Below are 16,702 nucleotides of genomic sequence, written 5' to 3'. Positions count from 1 at the left end.
TCGAAAGGGAACAACCACCATGACGAACCTGGCCATCGCGGCGCACGGGCTGCGCAAGTCCTACGGGGACAAAGTCGTCCTGGACGGCATCGACCTGGCCGTCCCCGAAGGCACCGTCTTCTCCCTGCTCGGCCCGAACGGCGCCGGCAAGACCACCGCCGTGAAGATCCTGTCCACCCTCATCCGCGCCGACTCCGGCGACCTGCACGTCGCCGGCCACGACCTGGCCACCCACCCCCAGGCCGTCCGCGCCACCATCGGCGTCACCGGCCAGTTCTCCGCCGTCGACAACCTGATCACCGGCGAGGAGAACATGCTCCTCATGGCCGACCTGCACCACCTGCCCAAGCGGGAAGGCCGCCGCACCGCCGCCGAACTCCTCGCCCGCTTCGACCTCACCGACGCCGCCCGAAAACCCGCCGCCACCTACTCCGGCGGCATGAAACGCCGGCTCGACATCGCCATGACCCTCGTCGGCGACCCCCGCATCATCTTCCTCGACGAACCCACCACCGGCCTGGACCCCCGCTCCCGCCACACCATGTGGCAGATCATCCGCGCCCTCGTCGCCGACGGTGTCACCGTCTTCCTCACCACCCAGTACCTCGAAGAAGCCGACCAACTCGCCGACCACATCGCCGTACTGAACAACGGCACCATCGCCGCCCACGGCACCCCCGAAGAACTCAAGCGCCGCATCCCCGGCGGCCACGTGCGCCTGCGCTTCACCGACCCCGCCGCCTACCGCACCGCCGCAGACACCCTCCACGACGCCACCCACCACGACGACACCCTCACCCTGCACCTCCCCAGCGACGGCAGCCAGCACGCCCTGCGCACCCTCCTCGACCGCCTCGACACCGCCCACATCCACGCCGACGAACTCACCCTCCACACCCCCGACCTCGACGACGTCTTCTTCGCCCTGACCGGCGACACCACCCACACCGCCGACACCCACACCGCCGACACCCACACCGGCGACACCCACACCCAACAGCCCACGGAGGCCCTGCGATGAGCTCCCTCACCCTCGCCCTGCGCGACTCCTCCACCATGCTCCGCCGCAACCTCCTGCACGCCCGCCGCTACCCCTCCCTCACCCTGAACCTGCTGCTCACCCCGGTCATGCTGTTGCTGCTCTTCGTCTACATCTTCGGCGACGCGATGAGCTCGGGGATCGGCGACGGCGGCGCCGACCGCGCCGCGTACATCGCGTACGTCGTCCCGGGCCTGCTGCTGATGACCGTCGGCAGCACCCTGATCGGCACCGCGGTCTCCGTCTCCAACGACATGACCGAGGGGATCATCGCCCGCTTCCGCACCATGGCGATCCACCGCCCCTCGGTGCTCATCGGGCACGTCGTCGGCAGCGTGCTGCAGTCGGTCATGAGCGTGGTGCTCGTCGGCGCCATCGCCCTCGCCATCGGCTTCCGCTCCACCGACGCCTCCGCCCTGGAGTGGCTGGCCGCGTTCGGGCTGCTGGTGCTCTTCTCCCTGGCGCTCACCTGGATCGCGGTCGGCATGGGCCTGGTCAGTCCGAACGCCGAGGCCGCCGGCAACAACGCGATGCCGCTGATCCTGCTGCCGCTGCTCTCCAGCGCGTTCACGCCGGTCGACGCGATGCCGGGCTGGTTCCAGCCGATCGCCGAATACCAGCCGTTCACCCCCGCCATCGAGACCCTGCGCGGGCTGCTGCTCGGCGGCGAGATCGGCAACAACGGCTGGCTCGCGATCGGTTGGTGCGTCGGACTCGCGGTGCTCGGCTACTTCTGGTCGACGTCGAGGTTCAACCGCGACCCCCGGTAGGCCGCTTACTCGGCCGGCGCCTCGACCGGTGTTTTCACGGAGTCGAGGAGGAGTTGGGCGACGTCGACGACTTGGAGGGTTTCCTTGGCGGCGCCGTCGTTCTTCTTGCCGTTGACGGAGTCGGTGAGCATGACGAGGCAGAAGGGGCAGGCCGTCGACACGATGTCGGGGTTGAGTGACAGGGCTTCGTCGACGCGCTCGTCATTGATGCGTTTGCCGATGCGTTCTTCCATCCACATGCGGGCGCCGCCGGCTCCGCAGCAGAAGCCGCGTTCCTTGTGGCGGTGCATTTCCTGCTGGCGCAGGCCGGGGACCTTGTCCATGATCTCGCGCGGGGGCGTGTAGATCTTGTTGTGGCGGCCCAGGTAGCAGGGGTCGTGGTAGGTGATCAGGCCCTCGACGGGGGTGACGGGGATGAGTTTGCCCTCGTCGATGAGGTGCTGGAGCAGCTGGGTGTGGTGGATGACTTCGTAGTCGCCGCCGAGCTGGGGGTATTCGTTGCCCAGGGTGTTGAGGCAGTGCGGGCAGGTCGCGACGATCTTCTTCGCCGACTTTGGCTTCTTGGTCGACTCGTACTCCGCGTCCTCACCGAACGCGGCGTTCAGCGTCATGACGTTTTCCTGGCCGAGCTGCTGGAAGAGCGGTTCGTTGCCCAGGCGGCGTGCGGAGTCGCCGGTGCACTTCTCGTCGCCGCCCATGATGGCGAACGTGACGCCGGCCATGTGCAGGAGTTCGGCGAAGGCCTTGGTGGTCTTCTTCGCGCGGTCCTCCAAGGCGCCGGCACAACCCACCCAGTACAGGTACTCGACTTCGGTGAGGTCTTCGATGTCCTTGCCGACGACGGGGACTTCGAAGTCGAGTTCCTTGAGCCATTCCAGGCGCTGCTTCTTGGCCAGGCCCCAGGGGTTGCCCTTCTTCTCCAGGTTCTTGAGCATCGTTCCGGCCTCGGAGGGGAACGCGCTCTCGATCATGACCTGGTAGCGGCGCATGTCGACGATGTGGTCGACGTGCTCGATGTCGACCGGGCACTGCTCCACACACGCGCCACAGGTCGTGCAGGACCACAGGACGTCGGGGTCGATGACCCCGTTCTCCTCGACCGTCCCGATCAGCGGACGCTCCGCCTCCATCGACTTCTCGCCACCGGCGAGCAGATACGGAGCCTTCGCATACGCATGGTCGCGCAGGGACATGATGAGCAGCTTCGGCGAGAGCGGCTTACCGGTGTTCCAGGCGGGGCACTGCGACTGGCACCGCCCGCACTCCGTGCACGTGGAGAAGTCCAGCAGGCCCTTCCACGAGAACTGCTCCACCTGCGAGACACCGAAGACCGCGTCCTCGGCGGGGTCCTCCCAGTCGATCGGCTTGCCGCCGGACGTCATCGGCTGCAGCTCGCCGAGCGCCGTGCCGCCGTCCGCCTCGCGCTTGAACCAGATGTTCGGGAAGGCCAGGAAGCGGTGCCAGGCCACGCCCATGTTGGTGTTGAGGCCGACCACGATCATCCAGATGAAGGAGGTCGCGATCTTCAGGCCCGCGAAGAAGTACGTGAGGTTCTGCAGGGTGGAGAGATCCATCCCGGAGAACCAGGAGACGAACGGGTACGAGAGGAAGAACGAGGCCTCGTAGCCGTCGACGTGGTGCTGGGCGCCCTCCAGGGCGTGCAGCGTGAAGATGCAGATACCCACGACGAGGATGACGGCCTCGACGAAGTACGCCTGGCCGGTCTTGGACCCCGCGAAGCGGGACTTGCGGCCCGCCTTGTCGGGCCGGTTCAGCTGCCGTACGGCGATCAGCGTGAGGATGCCGAGCACGGTCATCGTGCCGATGAACTCGACGAAGACGTTGTACGGGGCCCAGTCGCCGATGACCGGCAGGATCCAGTCGGCACGGAAGAGCTGGCCGACGGCGTTGACGATGGTCAGGAGCAGCGTGAAGAAGCCCACGGCAACGAACCAGTGCGCGAAGCCGATCACGCCCCATTTGTTCATGCGCGTATGGCCGAGGAACTCCTTGGCCAGGGTGACGGTGCGGCGGCCGGGATCGTCGGTCCGCAGCCCGGCGGGCACCGGCTGACCGAGCCGTACGAACCGGTAGATCTGCACGACGGCACGGCAGAACAGCGCGACACCGACCGCGATGAGGACCAGCGACACGATGATCGCGGCGAGTTGCATGGGGGGCTCCACGGGCCTGTGGGGACGAACGACGACGGAACGGAGAGTCCCCGCTCACTCCGCCGCACTGTAGCCAGCGCAAGCCGATCCGCGTCGGGAGCGCCCCGCGAGGGGCGCGGGGAACGAGGTCAGCGCCCTACCTGCGCGTAAGCGCGGGATAAGAGTTGAGCCCCCTCGACTCACTTCTGTTGACGCAAGCGCAGCGCTCATGCATCCTTGAGTCAGTTCCACTCAAGAAGTCACTGGAGGCATCGAAATGGCACGTGCGGTCGGCATCGACCTGGGCACGACTAACTCCGTCGTCAGCGTTCTCGAAGGCGGCGAGCCCACCGTCATCACCAACGCCGAGGGTGCCAGGACCACGCCGTCCGTCGTCGCCTTCGCGAAGAACGGTGAAGTGCTGGTCGGCGAGGTAGCCAAGCGCCAGGCGGTCACCAACGTCGACAGGACCATCCGGTCGGTCAAGCGCCACATGGGCACCGACTGGAAGGTGGACATCGACGACAAGGGGTTCAACCCCCAGCAGATCTCCGCGTTCATCCTGCAGAAGCTGAAGCGCGACGCCGAGTCGTACCTGGGCGAGAAGGTGGCCGACGCGGTCATCACCGTCCCGGCGTACTTCAACGACTCCGAGCGCCAGGCCACCAAGGAGGCCGGTGAGATCGCGGGTCTGAACGTCCTGCGCATCGTCAACGAGCCCACCGCCGCCGCGCTGGCCTACGGCCTCGACAAGGACGACCAGACCATCCTGGTCTTCGACCTCGGTGGCGGCACCTTCGACGTCTCGCTGCTCGAGATCGGCGACGGCGTCGTCGAGGTGAAGGCGACGAACGGCGACAACCACCTCGGTGGTGACGACTGGGACCAGCGCGTCGTCGACTACCTGGTCAAGCAGTTCAACAACGGCCACGGCGTGGACCTCGCCAAGGACAAGATGGCGCTCCAGCGCCTGCGCGAGGCAGCCGAGAAGGCCAAGATCGAGCTGTCCTCCTCCACGGAGACCACGATCAACCTGCCCTACATCACGGCCTCCGCCGAGGGCCCGCTGCACCTGGACGAGAAGCTCACCCGCGCCCAGTTCCAGCAGCTCACGTCCGACCTCCTGGAACGCTGCAAGACGCCGTTCCACAACGTCATCAAGGACGCGGGCATCCAGCTCTCCGAGATCGACCACGTCGTTCTCGTCGGTGGCTCCACCCGCATGCCCGCCGTCGCCGAGCTCGTCAAGGAGCTCACCGGCGGCAAGGACGCCAACAAGGGTGTGAACCCGGACGAGGTCGTCGCCATCGGCGCCTCGCTCCAGGCCGGTGTCCTCAAGGGCGAGGTCAAGGACGTCCTGCTCCTCGACGTCACCCCGCTGTCCCTCGGCATCGAGACCAAGGGCGGCATCATGACCAAGCTCATCGAGCGGAACACCACGATTCCGACGAAGCGCTCCGAGATCTTCACGACGGCCGAGGACAACCAGCCGTCCGTGCAGATCCAGGTCTACCAGGGCGAGCGCGAGATCGCGGCGTACAACAAGAAGCTCGGGATGTTCGAGCTGACCGGCCTGCCCCCGGCGCCCCGCGGCGTCCCGCAGATCGAGGTCTCCTTCGACATCGACGCCAACGGCATCATGCACGTGACCGCGAAGGACCTGGGCACGGGCAAGGAGCAGAAGATGACCGTCACCGGCGGCTCCTCGCTGCCGAAGGACGAGGTCGACCGGATGCGCCAGGAGGCCGAGAAGTACGCGGACGAGGACCACGCCCGCCGCGAGGCCGCCGAGTCCCGCAACCAGGGCGAGCAGCTCGTCTACCAGACCGAGAAGTTCCTCAAGGACAACGAGGACAAGGTCCCGGGTGACGTGAAGACCGAGGTCGAGACCGCCGTCGGCGAGCTGAAGGAGAAGCTCAAGGGCGACGACACGGCCGAGATCCGCACCGCCACCGAGAAGGTCGCCGCCGTCTCGCAGAAGCTGGGCCAGGCCATGTACGCCGACGCCCAGGCCGCCGGCGCGGGCGCCGAGGGCGCGGCCCCCGGCCCGGACGCCGACGCCAAGGCCGACGACGACGTCGTCGACGCCGAGATCGTGGACGACGAGAAGCCCGGTGACGCGAAGGGTGGCGCTGCCTGATGACCGAGGAGACCCCGGGTTTCGGCGACAGCGCCGAGAAGCCCGACGTCCCCTCTGGCGCCACCTCTGATGACGCCGCGCCGAAGGCCGCCGAGCCCTCCACCGAGGAGGGCGCGGCGGCCCCGGCCGGGGACGCGGAAAGCAGCAAGACGTCCGCCCAGGACGTGGGCCTGACCGCCCAGCTGGACCAGGTGCGCACCGCGCTCGGCGAGCGCACCGCGGACCTCCAGCGGCTGCAGGCCGAGTACCAGAACTACCGCCGTCGGGTGGAGCGGGACAAGGTGACGGTGAAGGAGATCGCCTCGGCGAACCTCCTCTCCGAGCTCCTCCCCACCCTCGACGACATCGGCCGCGCCCGTGAGCACGGCGAGCTGGTGGGCGGCTTCAAGTCGGTGGCGGAGTCCCTGGAGACCGTCGTCGCCAAGATGGGGCTGCAGCAGTTCGGCAAGGAGGGCGAGCCCTTCGACCCGACGATCCACGAGGCCCTGATGCACAGCTACGCACCGGACGTCACCGAGACGACGTGCGTCGCGATCCTGCAGCCGGGGTATCGCATCGGCGAGCGCACCATCCGCCCCGCGCGGGTGGCCGTCGCCGAGCCGCAGCCCGGCGCGCAGACGGTCAAGGGCGAGACGGCCGAGGCCGACACCGAGTCGGCCGAGCCGACGGAGAAGGACAGCGGTGGCCCGGACGAGGGCTGACGCTGAACCGACGAGGGACAACCGGAAGGGGGTGCGTCGAGGATGAGCACCAAGGACTTCATCGAGAAGGACTACTACAAGGTCCTCGGCGTCCCCAAGGACGCCACCGAAGCCGAGATCAAGAAGGCGTACCGGAAGCTCGCCCGCGAGAACCACCCGGACGCCAACAAGGGCAACACCAAGGCGGAGGAGCGCTTCAAGGAGATCTCCGAGGCGAACGACATCCTCGGCGACCCCAAGAAGCGCAAGGAGTACGACGAAGCGCGTGCTCTCTTCGGCAACGGCGGATTCCGGCAGGGCCCCGGAGGCGGCGGCGGTTCGTTCAACTTCGACCTGGGCGACCTCTTCGGAGGCGGCGCCCCGGGTGGCGGTGGAGCGGCCGGCGGCGGCTTCGGGGGCGGCCTCGGTGACGTCTTCGGGGGCCTGTTCAACCGCGGCGGCGCGGGTGCCGGGGCCGGCGCGCGGACGCAGCCGCGGCGCGGCCAGGACATCGAGTCCGAGGTCACGCTGAGCTTCACGGAGGCGGTCGACGGCGCGACGGTGCCGTTGCGCATGTCCTCCCAGGCCGCCTGCAAGGCGTGCTCCGGCACCGGCGACAAGAACGGCACGCCGCGCGTGTGCCCGACCTGCGTCGGCACGGGCCAGGTCTCGCGGGGCGGCGGCGGAGGGTTCTCCCTCACCGACCCGTGCATGGACTGCAAGGGCCGCGGGCTGATCGCCCAGGACCCCTGCGACACCTGTGGCGGCAGCGGCCGCGCCAAGTCGTCGCGCACGATGCAAGTGCGCATCCCGGCGGGCGTCTCGGACGGGCAGCGCATCCGGCTGCGCGGCAAGGGCGCGCCCGGCGAGCGCGGCGGCCCGGCCGGCGACCTGTACGTGGTGGTGCACGTCGACAGCCACCCGGTCTTCGGCCGCAAGGGCGACAACCTCACGGTCACGGTGCCGGTGACGTATCCCGAGGCGGCGCTGGGCGGCGAGGTGAAGGTGCCCACCCTGGGCGGCCCGCCGGTCACCCTGAAGCTCCCCGCGGGCACCCCCAACGGTCGTACGATGCGGGCCCGCGGCAAGGGCGCGGTCCGCAAGGACGGCAGCAGGGGCGACCTGCTCGTGACGGTGGAGGTCTCCGTCCCGACGTCGTTGAGCGACGGGGCGAAGGAAGCACTGGAGTCCTACCGCAAGGCGACTGCGGGCGACGACCCGCGGGCAGAACTGTTCCAGGCCGCGAAGGGAGCGTGACCCCATGGACAGGGTCGGCCGTCGCAATCCGTACCAACTCACCGACGAGACACCGGTGTACGTCATCTCGGTGGCCGCCCAGCTGAGCGGTCTGCACCCGCAGACCCTGCGGCAGTACGACCGCCTCGGTCTGGTCTCGCCGGACCGGACCGCGGGGCGCGGCCGACGCTACTCCGCCCGCGACATCGAACTGCTGCGCACGGTGCAGCAGTTGTCGCAGGAAGAGGGCATCAACCTCGCCGGCATCAAGCGGATCATCGAGCTGGAGAACCAGGTCACCGCGCTCCAGTCGCGGATCGCGGAGCTCTCCGCGGCCGTGGAGGGAGCCGCCGCGGCCATGCAGCAGCGTGAGGCGGCGGTGCACGCCTCGTACCGTCGCGACCTCGTCCCCTACCAGGACGTGCAGCAGGCGAGCGCGCTGGTGGTGTGGCGTCCCAAGCGGGCGACCGAGCAGTAGGTTTCGTAGGCTTGTGCGGGGCCGGGAGGTGGCAACCTCCCGGCCCCGCATCGTTGTATCCGGGTTACGGGGAGTGGGGCTGGCCATGGCCATGGTGGGGCTGTTCTGGATCGCCGAGGGCGACGTGTACGTGGGCGCGAAGCCGGCCGGCCTCGCTCCCGGTGTCCGGCTGACCCCGGAGGGCGTACTGGCCCTGGGCGACCGCCAGTCGGGCATGTGGCCGTGGGAGGACGTGCACGCGCTGGCCGTCGAGCACGCGCCGGTGAAGTCCCTGAAGCGGCACGTGGGCGCGGCGTTCGACATGGCGCTCACGCTGGGCCTGGGCGGCGGCGACGAGGCGCCGACGATGACGGTACGGATCACGGACGCGGCGGACGCCACCACGGAGCTGACGGCGTACACGGCCCCGGCGGTCGGCTACTCCCGCACGGAGTACGACCTCTCCCGCGCCCTCCTGGCCCGCCTGACGGAGGGCGCGGGCACGCTCCTGACCACGCTGGCGGCGATGTCGGCCTGGGGCCGCACCCACGAGGGCGGGACGCCGCGGGCGGCGGAGCGGGAGGGGCTGTTGCGGGAGTGGGTGGACGCCTGAGTAAACGGCCGGCTGACGCCGTCCGCGCAGCACCCCGGCCGCCTACGGGGGAGTAAACGACCGGGGCGCCCGTCGCGGCGAGGCCCCGCCGTGGTCGGTGGACGGGACGGTTCGCCGGGCGGATGGACGCCGGCTGGAGCCCCCTTCCGCCACGGCCAGCCTGCCCGCCCCGCCCGGGCGCGGGAAGCGCCATTTTGTTGCCGTGCAGCGAGCTGAGGGGGACGCGAACGGTCCCATATGCCCACACACCGGACGCTTCACTCGCCCCGACCGAGGATCCCCGACTGCCCGATGAGATACCCGAGTTGGGCGCGACTGTGGCTGCCGAGGGTGGCGGCGAGTTTGGCGATGTGGACGCGGGCGGTGCGGATGTTCATGCCGAGACGGCCGGCGATCTCGGCGTCGGTGAGGCCTTCGACGAGGAGGGTGGCGACCGTGTGCTGGATCGTGGTCATGCCGCCCGCCGGGCTTCTCGGGGTGGCTTCCCGGTTCTCCGAGGGGGCGGCGCGCCGCGTCCACAAAGGGGCCGCCAGTCCCCACAGCCGCCAGAACGTGGTGGCGAAGTACTGGACGAGAGCCGGATTGCGCAATTCGAGAGCGTCCCTGCGGTACTGGCCCATCGGGATGAAGGCCACGGTCCGGTCGAAGATGAGGAGGGGTTCGGTCACCTCGTCGAGCGTGCGGGCTTCAACGTCACCCCGCAGCCGATGGAGCTGCGCGAGGGGCGCGCGGGAAGGACTGGTCGCTTTCTGACAGAGGGTTCTCATACGACAGTTGCGGGGCAGGGCAGGCAGGCCCTGGGCAAGGGCGGTGGCCAACTCCTGCGGTTGCCGTGAGTTGTCGGGCTGGACGGCCAGGAACTCGTCCGTTGCTTCACCCATGGCGTGGGCAACAGCCGTGTTGATGCGTTGCGCGCCGGAGAGGACGGCTATGCCGGGATCGTCGTCAGGCTCGGGCGAGCGGCGCTCGGCGTCGAGGGCCAAGAACGGCCGGAACGCCGCTGTGAGCATCTCTTCACGTTCCCGATGGGTGACAATGCGGTTCTCGATCGTGCGCACGAGCTGCGAGAGGACGGCATGCGGCGTGGCCGGCCGCAGCCATCGCACATCGTCGAGTTCGGGATGGAGCAACCCGAAGTCGACCAGGCAGGGTGCGACCTCGACGTCTTCACGCGGAATGCGGCCCTCGCGCAACGCTCGCGCGTAGAGAGCCGAGCCCGTACCGCAGAGCTCCTCGGCGTCGTGGGGAACGTGCTGTCGCATCAGGTGGTGCCCCCGTTCCTCTCCGGTGCGGCGCCGGGGACCTCCGCAGATCTGTGATGCCGAGCCGTCTCTTCGGAGGGGAACTCGGCGAGGATCTTCGACTGGCCGATGAGATAGCCGAGTTCCGCACGGCTGCGACTGCCGAGTTTGGCGGCCAGCTTCGCGATGTGCACTCGGGCGGTCCGAACGTTCAATCCCAGGCGGGCCGCTATCTCGTTGTCCGTGAGTCCCTCGATCAGGAGCGCCGCGATCGCTCGTTGCCGGGCAGTGACACCCCTCTGCGCGGGTTGCGGGGCCGGCAGGGGGAACATGGGGGTGGCCAGGCTCCACAGCTGTTGGAACATGATGACGAGGGCGTTGACCACAGCGGGGTGCCGTAGTTCCAGGGCTACTTTGTGACTGCGGTCGCTGGACGCCGGAATGAAGGCCGTGGTCCGGTCGAAGATGAACAGACGCTCGGACACTTCACTCAGCGTGCGTACTTCCACATCGCCTTGCAGCTGTTCGTAGTGGGCGAGCGCCGGCAATGAGTAGCGCGTCGTGTGCTGGTAGAGGGTCCGCATGCGGGCGCCCTTGGAGAGGACCTCCTCAGCCCTGGGGAGAGACTCGGCCATGTGTTTGGGGCGCCGGGCGCCACCTGGCTGGATGATGAGGACCTCTTGGGAGGCACTCGCGACGGCCGCGTCTATGGCCGCGTCGATGCGCGCCATGCTGTCCAGCACGGTGAGAGAGGCGGTCCCGCGACTGACGGGCCCGGTCTCGAGCCCGAGGAAGGCTTCGAACGCCTCGGCCAGGTTCTCCTCGCGCATCCGCTCTTGGCTGATGCGGGCTTCGATGGTGCGGAGCAGGCGGGGCAAGGCCACACCCGGCGGGGTGGGGAGCAGCCACTCCGCATCGTCGGGGCTGGGGCGGAGGAGGCCGAAGTCGACCAGACACGGGGCGCTTCCAGCGTCGGTCCTGCGCACGCGCCGTTCGCGCAGGGCGCGGGCGTACGTGGCTGAGCCCGTCTCGCAGAGTTCTTCGATTTCGTGCGGTACATGCTCCCAGCGCATACTCCGTGCTCCTCCCCCCTGGCTGAAGCGTCGCGATTGTAAGCGGGGTCACGGTGTTACGGATTGGGTTTGTTCCACCGTGGGATGTCGCGATGCGGGGTGGAGAATCCCCGGCCGGTGAGTGAGGCGTCCAGACCGAGGTGGGCAGCGGCCTCCGCAGCGGGGAAGAGGGCGCCGGGTCTGACGCTCACTTCGGCTGGTCCGGGGCGAGCATCCCGGACTGGGCGATCAAGTAGCCGAGTTGGGCCCGGCTTCCGCTGCCCAGTGCTGCGGCGATCTTGGCGATGTGGGCGCGGCAGGTGCGGACGTTCATGCCGAGGCGGCGGGCGATGGCCTCGTCGACGTGGCCCTCGATGAGGAGTTTGGCTATGGAGCGCTGGACGCCGGTGATGCCGTCGGTGGACGGTGCGTAGGGCGCCTCGTCGAGCAGTGGTGAGGCCCGCTGCCAGAGCTGCTCGAAGACGTTGGCCAGGTACTGGACCAGTCCGGGATGGCGGAGTTCCAGGGCTGTTTGGCGATCCTCGCGGGCCGGGATGAAGGCGACGGTCCGGTCGAAGATCATCAGGCGTTCGATGAGCTCCTCGAGGGTGCGTACCTCCACCTTGCCTTGCCGCATGTGCTCGGCGTAGGCGATGGTGGTCTGGCTGTGGCGCGCCGTGTGCTGATACAGCGTACGCATCCTGATGCCTCGGTCGAGGATGCTCTGGCTCTGCTTCACCGCTTCCGTGACGATCGCCTCGCTGCGGCCGCCGCCGGGTTGGACGGTGATGACCTCCGACTGGCATTCGGCTATGGCGACTTGTATGGCTCCGTTGATGCGGCTCGCGCCTTCAAGAACGGTGATCGAGTGGGCGGTCGGCCGGTCCTGGGCGGTGATGGCCATGAATGGCTCGAAAGCGTCGGCGAGATCGTTGGCGAGCGCCCTCCGCTCCTGGATCTCGCGCTCGATGGGGCGGAGCCGCTGGGCGAGGGCCGAAGTGGGCGGAACAGGGCGGAGCCACTCCGCATCGTCCGGATCGGGGACCAGAAGCGCGAAATCCATAAGGCAAGGAGTGGCTTCCGCTTCGGTGCGCCGGATACGTCCGGTACGTAGAGCGCTGGCGTAGAGCCGCTTGCCTTCATCGCATAGTTCGGCCATGGCGTGTGAATGTGCCCTAATTGGGCTGTTTGTTGGCATAGCTCCACCCCCCAGGGTCCTGAACGTGCAGGAACATGATGCATCGGTCCTGTGGTGTTCGCATGGCTGAATGAGCCATCGTCATGGAAGGCCGGGGGAGAGTCGCGATGGAAGTGAGGACGAAGCCCGCTATGCGCCAGGGAAAGCTTCGCTCGGTACTTGTTTGTGCCTTCTCCGTTGGGTTGGCTGTCAGCGCCTTCAGTGTTGTGGGCGCGCTCCCGGATGCCGATGCCACTGAACGCACCGTGTCGGCCGTGTCCGCGGCCCCGCCGGATGTGGTCTGGGGGTCCGGTCCGCACAATGACGTGATCTGGAACTCCGTGTCCACGGAAGACATCATCTGGGCGTCGACCTCGAAGGGAGGCGGCGTCGCATGAGCACCCCTCCCGACGACCGTACCTTCCGCCGAGAAATGGCCACCGCCTACCGTTCCGGCTGGCACTTCATCGATCTTGTGACCGCGATCCCCCACCGCGGCGACTCGTTGATGGTGACGCTGCTCGGCGAGCCGATCGTCGTCACCCGTGACGACGAGGAAGAGATAAGGGCCTACCGGTGCCTGCGCAGGCCCCGCGGGGCGCCGCAGCCCGTGCGGTGTGCCATTCGGTACGGGATGGTCTTCGTCAACCTCGACCGGCGTGACCACCAGGTGGTCGGCGGCGGTCAGGACCGGCAGGGCCGGGACGCCGCGAGCGCCCAGGACAACATCACAGCCACCCCCCGCAGTGCCTGACGCGATTCCCCCGTCGTTGTAAATCGCGCAGGCGCTTCCCCCAGCAGCGGCGTCACCGTGGACCTGAACACGGTGGCGCCGCTGTGGTGTGCCCCCAGGTCACCCCGCCCCGCCCCGGCCCACCCCGCCGCCCCGGCCGGGAGGCCTCACGCCTTCCCCATCGCCCGCGTCACCGTGATCTCCATCAGCACCCGCTCCGGGTTCGGTGACGGCCTGCGGCCGTACCGCTCCTCGTACCGTTCCTCCGCCTCCGCGATCGCCGCCGGCTCCGTCCTGATCACCGCCCGGCCCTCCAGCGTCGCCCACCGCCGGCCCTCGAACTGGCACACCGCCACCCGCGCTCCGGCGCCGTCCGGGCCCGTCGCCGCGAGGACGTGCGCGATCTTGCGGCTCGTCCTGCGCGCCAGGACCCGGGCGACGCCCGCCTCCGGGTCGTACGTCACGCCCACCGGCACCACGTGCGGCGTGCCGTCCGGGCGCAGGGTCGTCAGGGTGCAGACGTGCCGTTCACGCCAGAAGCTGAGATAGGGCTCGGGCGGATTCCGCGGGTCGATGCGAGGGGCGGCGGGAGCGGTGTTCGACGACATGGCTACGGAACATAGCCGCCCGGCCTTCCCGGACCCTCCTTGAGTGGAATAGACTCAACTTTGTGTACGTTGACCAAGTCAGTGTTCGGGTCGGTGTTACGGACGCGGGTGCGTGGAACCCGTAGAGCCGTAGGACGACGACCTGATCGGACCCGTAAGGAACCCCGTAAGGAGGAGAAGCGCACGTGGACGCCGAGCTGACCAACAGGAGCCGGGACGCGATCAACGCGGCCACCCGCCGCGCCGTGCAGGACGGGCACCCGGATCTCACCCCCGCGCACCTGCTGCTCGCGCTGCTGGAGGGGCAGGACAACGAGAACATCACCGACCTGCTCGCCGCGGTCGACGCCGACCAGGCGGCCGTGCGCGCGGACACCGAGCGGGCCCTCGCGGCGCTGCCCAGCGTCACCGGGTCGACCGTCTCGCCGCCGCAGCCCGACCGCGAGATGCTGGCCGTCGTCGCCGACGCCGCCAAGCGCGCCAAGGAGCTCGGCGACGACTACCTCTCCACCGAGCACCTGCTCATCGGCGTCGCGGCCGAGGGCGGCAAGGCCGGGGACGTCCTGACACAGCACGGAGCCGGCAGCAAGAAGCTGCTGGCCGCATTCGAGAAGAGCAGGGGAGGGCGCCGGGTGACCACACCCGACCCCGAGGGTCAGTACAAGGCCCTGGAGAAGTTCGGCACCGATTTCACCGCCGCCGCCCGCGAAGGGCGCCTCGACCCGGTCATCGGGCGGGACCAGGAGATCCGGCGCGTGGTGCAGGTGCTCTCGCGGCGGACCAAGAACAACCCCGTCCTCATCGGCGAGCCAGGCGTCGGCAAGACCGCCGTCGTCGAGGGGCTCGCCCAGCGCATCGTGAAGGGGGACGTCCCCGAGTCGCTGAAGAACAAGCGGCTCGTCTCCCTGGACCTCGGCGCGATGGTCGCGGGCGCGAAGTACCGCGGCGAGTTCGAGGAGCGCCTCAAGACCGTCCTCTCCGAGATCAAGGAGAGCGACGGGCAGATCATCACCTTCATCGACGAGCTGCACACCGTCGTCGGGGCCGGCGCGGGCGGCGACTCCGCCATGGACGCCGGGAACATGCTCAAGCCGATGCTCGCCCGCGGCGAGCTGCGGATGGTCGGCGCGACCACCCTCGACGAGTACCGCGAGCGGATCGAGAAGGACCCCGCCCTGGAGCGCCGCTTCCAGCAGGTCCTCGTCGCCGAGCCGTCCGTCGAGGACTCCATCGCGATCCTGCGCGGGCTCAAGGGGCGGTACGAGGCGCACCACAAGGTCCAGATCGCCGACAGCGCGCTCGTCGCCGCCGCCACCCTCTCCGACCGGTACATCACCTCGCGCTTCCTGCCCGACAAGGCCATCGACCTCGTCGACGAGGCCGCGTCCCGGCTGCGCATGGAGATCGACTCCTCGCCCGTCGAGATCGACGAGCTCCAGCGCGCCGTCGACCGGCTGAAGATGGAGGAGCTGGCGATCGGCAAGGAGACGGACCCGGCCAGCAGGCAGCGTCTGGAGAAGCTGCGGCGCGACCTCGCCGACAAGGAGGAGGAGCTGCGCGGCCTCACCGCACGCTGGGAGAAGGAGAAGCAGTCCCTCAACCGCGTCGGTGAGCTGAAGGAGCGGCTCGACGAGCTGCGCGGCCAGGCCGAGCGCGCCCAGCGCGACGGCGACTTCGACACCGCGTCCAAGCTGCTCTACGGCGAGATCCCGACCCTGGAGCACGACCTGGAGGTCGCCTCGGAGGCCGAGGAGGAGGCCGTTCAGGCCAAGGACCTCATGGTGAAGGAGGAGGTCGGCCCGGACGACATCGCCGATGTCGTCGGCGCGTGGACCGGCATCCCCGCAGGCCGCCTCCTGGAGGGCGAGACGCAGAAGCTGCTTCGCATGGAGGACGAGCTCGGCAAGCGGCTCATCGGGCAGACCGAGGCCGTGCGGGCCGTCTCCGACGCCGTGCGGCGCACCCGCGCCGGGATCGCCGACCCCGACCGGCCGACCGGCTCCTTCCTGTTCCTCGGCCCGACCGGTGTCGGCAAGACCGAGCTCGCCAAGGCGCTCGCGGACTTCCTCTTCGACGACGAGCGGGCCATGGTCCGCATCGACATGAGCGAGTACGGCGAGAAGCACAGCGTGGCCCGGCTCGTCGGCGCCCCGCCCGGCTACGTCGGGTACGGCGAGGGCGGCCAGCTGACGGAGGCGGTGCGGCGGCGCCCGTACAGCGTCGTACTCCTCGACGAGGTCGAGAAGGCGCACCCCGAGGTCTTCGACGTCCTGCTGCAGGTGCTCGACGACGGCCGGCTGACCGACGGCCAGGGGCGGACGGTGGACTTCCGCAACACCATCCTGGTGCTGACGTCCAACCTCGGCAGCCAGTACCTGGTGGAGCCGCTCACCTCCGAGGAGGAGAAGAAGCAGCAGGTCCTGGAGGTCGTGCGGGCCTCCTTCAAGCCGGAGTTCCTCAACCGGCTCGACGACCTCGTGGTCTTCTCCGCGCTCAGCAAGGACGAGCTGGCGCACATCGCCGAGCTGCAGATCAACCGGCTCGCCAAGCGGCTCGCCGACCGCAGGCTCACCCTGGAGGTCTCGCCCGAGGCGCTGGCCTGGCTGGCGGACGAGGGCAACGACCCGGCGTACGGGGCGCGGCCGCTGCGGCGCCTCATCCAGACGTCGATCGGCGACCGGCTCGCGAAGGAGATCCTCGCGGGTGAGGTGAAGGACGGGGACGTGGTCCGCGTGGACCACGCCGGGGACGGACTCATCGTGGGCCCGGCGACGGGTTCCTCCTCCGGCAAGTCTTTGTAACG

14 protein-coding genes are annotated in these 16,702 nt (G+C 69.0%); 9 read left to right on the top strand and 5 right to left on the bottom strand.

What is annotated here, in order from left to right; genetic code table 11:
* The first annotated feature begins 19 nt into the window (after window positions 1-19).
* Window positions 20-1,021, top strand: a complete 1,002-nt coding sequence (locus ACZ6CV_RS11040) for an ATP-binding cassette domain-containing protein (protein WP_469250543.1) — start codon at window positions 20-22, stop codon at window positions 1,019-1,021.
* Window positions 1,018-1,809 (top strand): ABC transporter permease, encoded by a 792-nt coding sequence (locus ACZ6CV_RS11035; RefSeq protein WP_469250542.1) that lies wholly within the window; start codon window positions 1,018-1,020, stop codon window positions 1,807-1,809. Before ACZ6CV_RS11040 ends, ACZ6CV_RS11035 begins: the two co-directional genes overlap by 4 nt.
* 5 nt (window positions 1,810-1,814) lie before the next feature.
* Here the strand turns inward: ACZ6CV_RS11035 and ACZ6CV_RS11030 are convergent, their stop codons facing one another.
* Window positions 1,815-3,983 carry a (Fe-S)-binding protein gene (locus tag ACZ6CV_RS11030; RefSeq protein ID WP_469250541.1) on the bottom strand — a complete coding sequence of 723 codons (2,169 nt, stop codon included), beginning with the start codon at window positions 3,981-3,983 and terminating at the stop codon, window positions 1,815-1,817.
* A 256-nt stretch (window positions 3,984-4,239) separates the two neighbouring features.
* On the opposite strand from ACZ6CV_RS11030, the gene dnaK reads away from it, so the two are divergent.
* The 5 genes from dnaK (at window position 4,240) to ACZ6CV_RS11005 (ending at window position 9,088) form a co-directional block, all read left to right on the top strand.
* Window positions 4,240-6,102 carry a molecular chaperone DnaK gene (gene dnaK / locus ACZ6CV_RS11025; protein WP_358709972.1) on the top strand — a complete coding sequence of 621 codons (1,863 nt, stop codon included), beginning with the start codon at window positions 4,240-4,242 and terminating at the stop codon, window positions 6,100-6,102.
* The gene (gene grpE, locus ACZ6CV_RS11020) at window positions 6,102-6,803 is read left to right on the top strand and encodes a nucleotide exchange factor GrpE (protein WP_362374274.1); all 702 of its coding nucleotides are present in this window, start codon (window positions 6,102-6,104) and stop codon (window positions 6,801-6,803) included. The genes dnaK and grpE overlap by 1 nt, the downstream gene beginning before the upstream one ends.
* 42 nt (window positions 6,804-6,845) lie before the next feature.
* Entirely contained in the window at window positions 6,846-8,039 is a 1,194-nt protein-coding gene (dnaJ, locus tag ACZ6CV_RS11015; RefSeq protein ID WP_362374276.1) for a molecular chaperone DnaJ, read from the top strand.
* 4 nt (window positions 8,040-8,043) lie between these two features.
* The gene (locus ACZ6CV_RS11010; protein ID WP_355811350.1) at window positions 8,044-8,496 is read left to right on the top strand and encodes a heat shock protein transcriptional repressor HspR; all 453 of its coding nucleotides are present in this window, start codon (window positions 8,044-8,046) and stop codon (window positions 8,494-8,496) included.
* Window positions 8,497-8,581: 85 nt separating this feature from the next.
* Complete coding sequence (locus ACZ6CV_RS11005) at window positions 8,582-9,088, top strand: hypothetical protein (protein ID WP_469250540.1); 507 nt, start codon at window positions 8,582-8,584, stop codon at window positions 9,086-9,088.
* A gap of 257 nt (window positions 9,089-9,345) precedes the next feature.
* Here ACZ6CV_RS11005 and ACZ6CV_RS11000 read toward each other — a convergent pair whose 3' ends face one another.
* From ACZ6CV_RS11000 to ACZ6CV_RS10990, 3 genes are all read right to left on the bottom strand, one after another.
* Window positions 9,346-10,281, bottom strand: a complete 936-nt coding sequence (locus ACZ6CV_RS11000) for a helix-turn-helix transcriptional regulator (protein ID WP_469250539.1) — start codon at window positions 10,279-10,281, stop codon at window positions 9,346-9,348.
* Window positions 10,282-10,349: 68 nt separating this feature from the next.
* Window positions 10,350-11,402 (bottom strand): helix-turn-helix transcriptional regulator, encoded by a 1,053-nt coding sequence (locus tag ACZ6CV_RS10995; RefSeq protein WP_469250538.1) that lies wholly within the window; start codon window positions 11,400-11,402, stop codon window positions 10,350-10,352.
* Window positions 11,403-11,589: 187 nt separating this feature from the next.
* Complete coding sequence (locus tag ACZ6CV_RS10990; protein WP_362374284.1) at window positions 11,590-12,579, bottom strand: helix-turn-helix transcriptional regulator; 990 nt, start codon at window positions 12,577-12,579, stop codon at window positions 11,590-11,592.
* Between the two features lie 373 nt (window positions 12,580-12,952).
* On the opposite strand from ACZ6CV_RS10990, the gene ACZ6CV_RS10985 reads away from it, so the two are divergent.
* The gene (locus tag ACZ6CV_RS10985) at window positions 12,953-13,312 is read left to right on the top strand and encodes a hypothetical protein (RefSeq protein ID WP_362374287.1); all 360 of its coding nucleotides are present in this window, start codon (window positions 12,953-12,955) and stop codon (window positions 13,310-13,312) included.
* A 146-nt stretch (window positions 13,313-13,458) separates the two neighbouring features.
* On the opposite strand, the gene ACZ6CV_RS10980 is transcribed toward ACZ6CV_RS10985, so the two are convergent.
* Window positions 13,459-13,899, bottom strand: a complete 441-nt coding sequence (locus ACZ6CV_RS10980; RefSeq protein ID WP_469250537.1) for a pyridoxamine 5'-phosphate oxidase family protein — start codon at window positions 13,897-13,899, stop codon at window positions 13,459-13,461.
* A 185-nt stretch (window positions 13,900-14,084) separates the two neighbouring features.
* On the opposite strand from ACZ6CV_RS10980, the gene clpB reads away from it, so the two are divergent.
* Window positions 14,085-16,700, top strand: a complete 2,616-nt coding sequence (clpB, locus tag ACZ6CV_RS10975; RefSeq protein ID WP_469250535.1) for an ATP-dependent chaperone ClpB — start codon at window positions 14,085-14,087, stop codon at window positions 16,698-16,700.
* The last annotated feature ends 2 nt before the right edge of the window (window positions 16,701-16,702 follow it).

Source organism: Streptomyces sp. NPDC041713, from assembly GCF_055591085.1.
The sequence above is the reverse complement of the archived record's forward strand: the minus strand, read 5'-3'. Positions and strand labels throughout refer to the sequence as shown.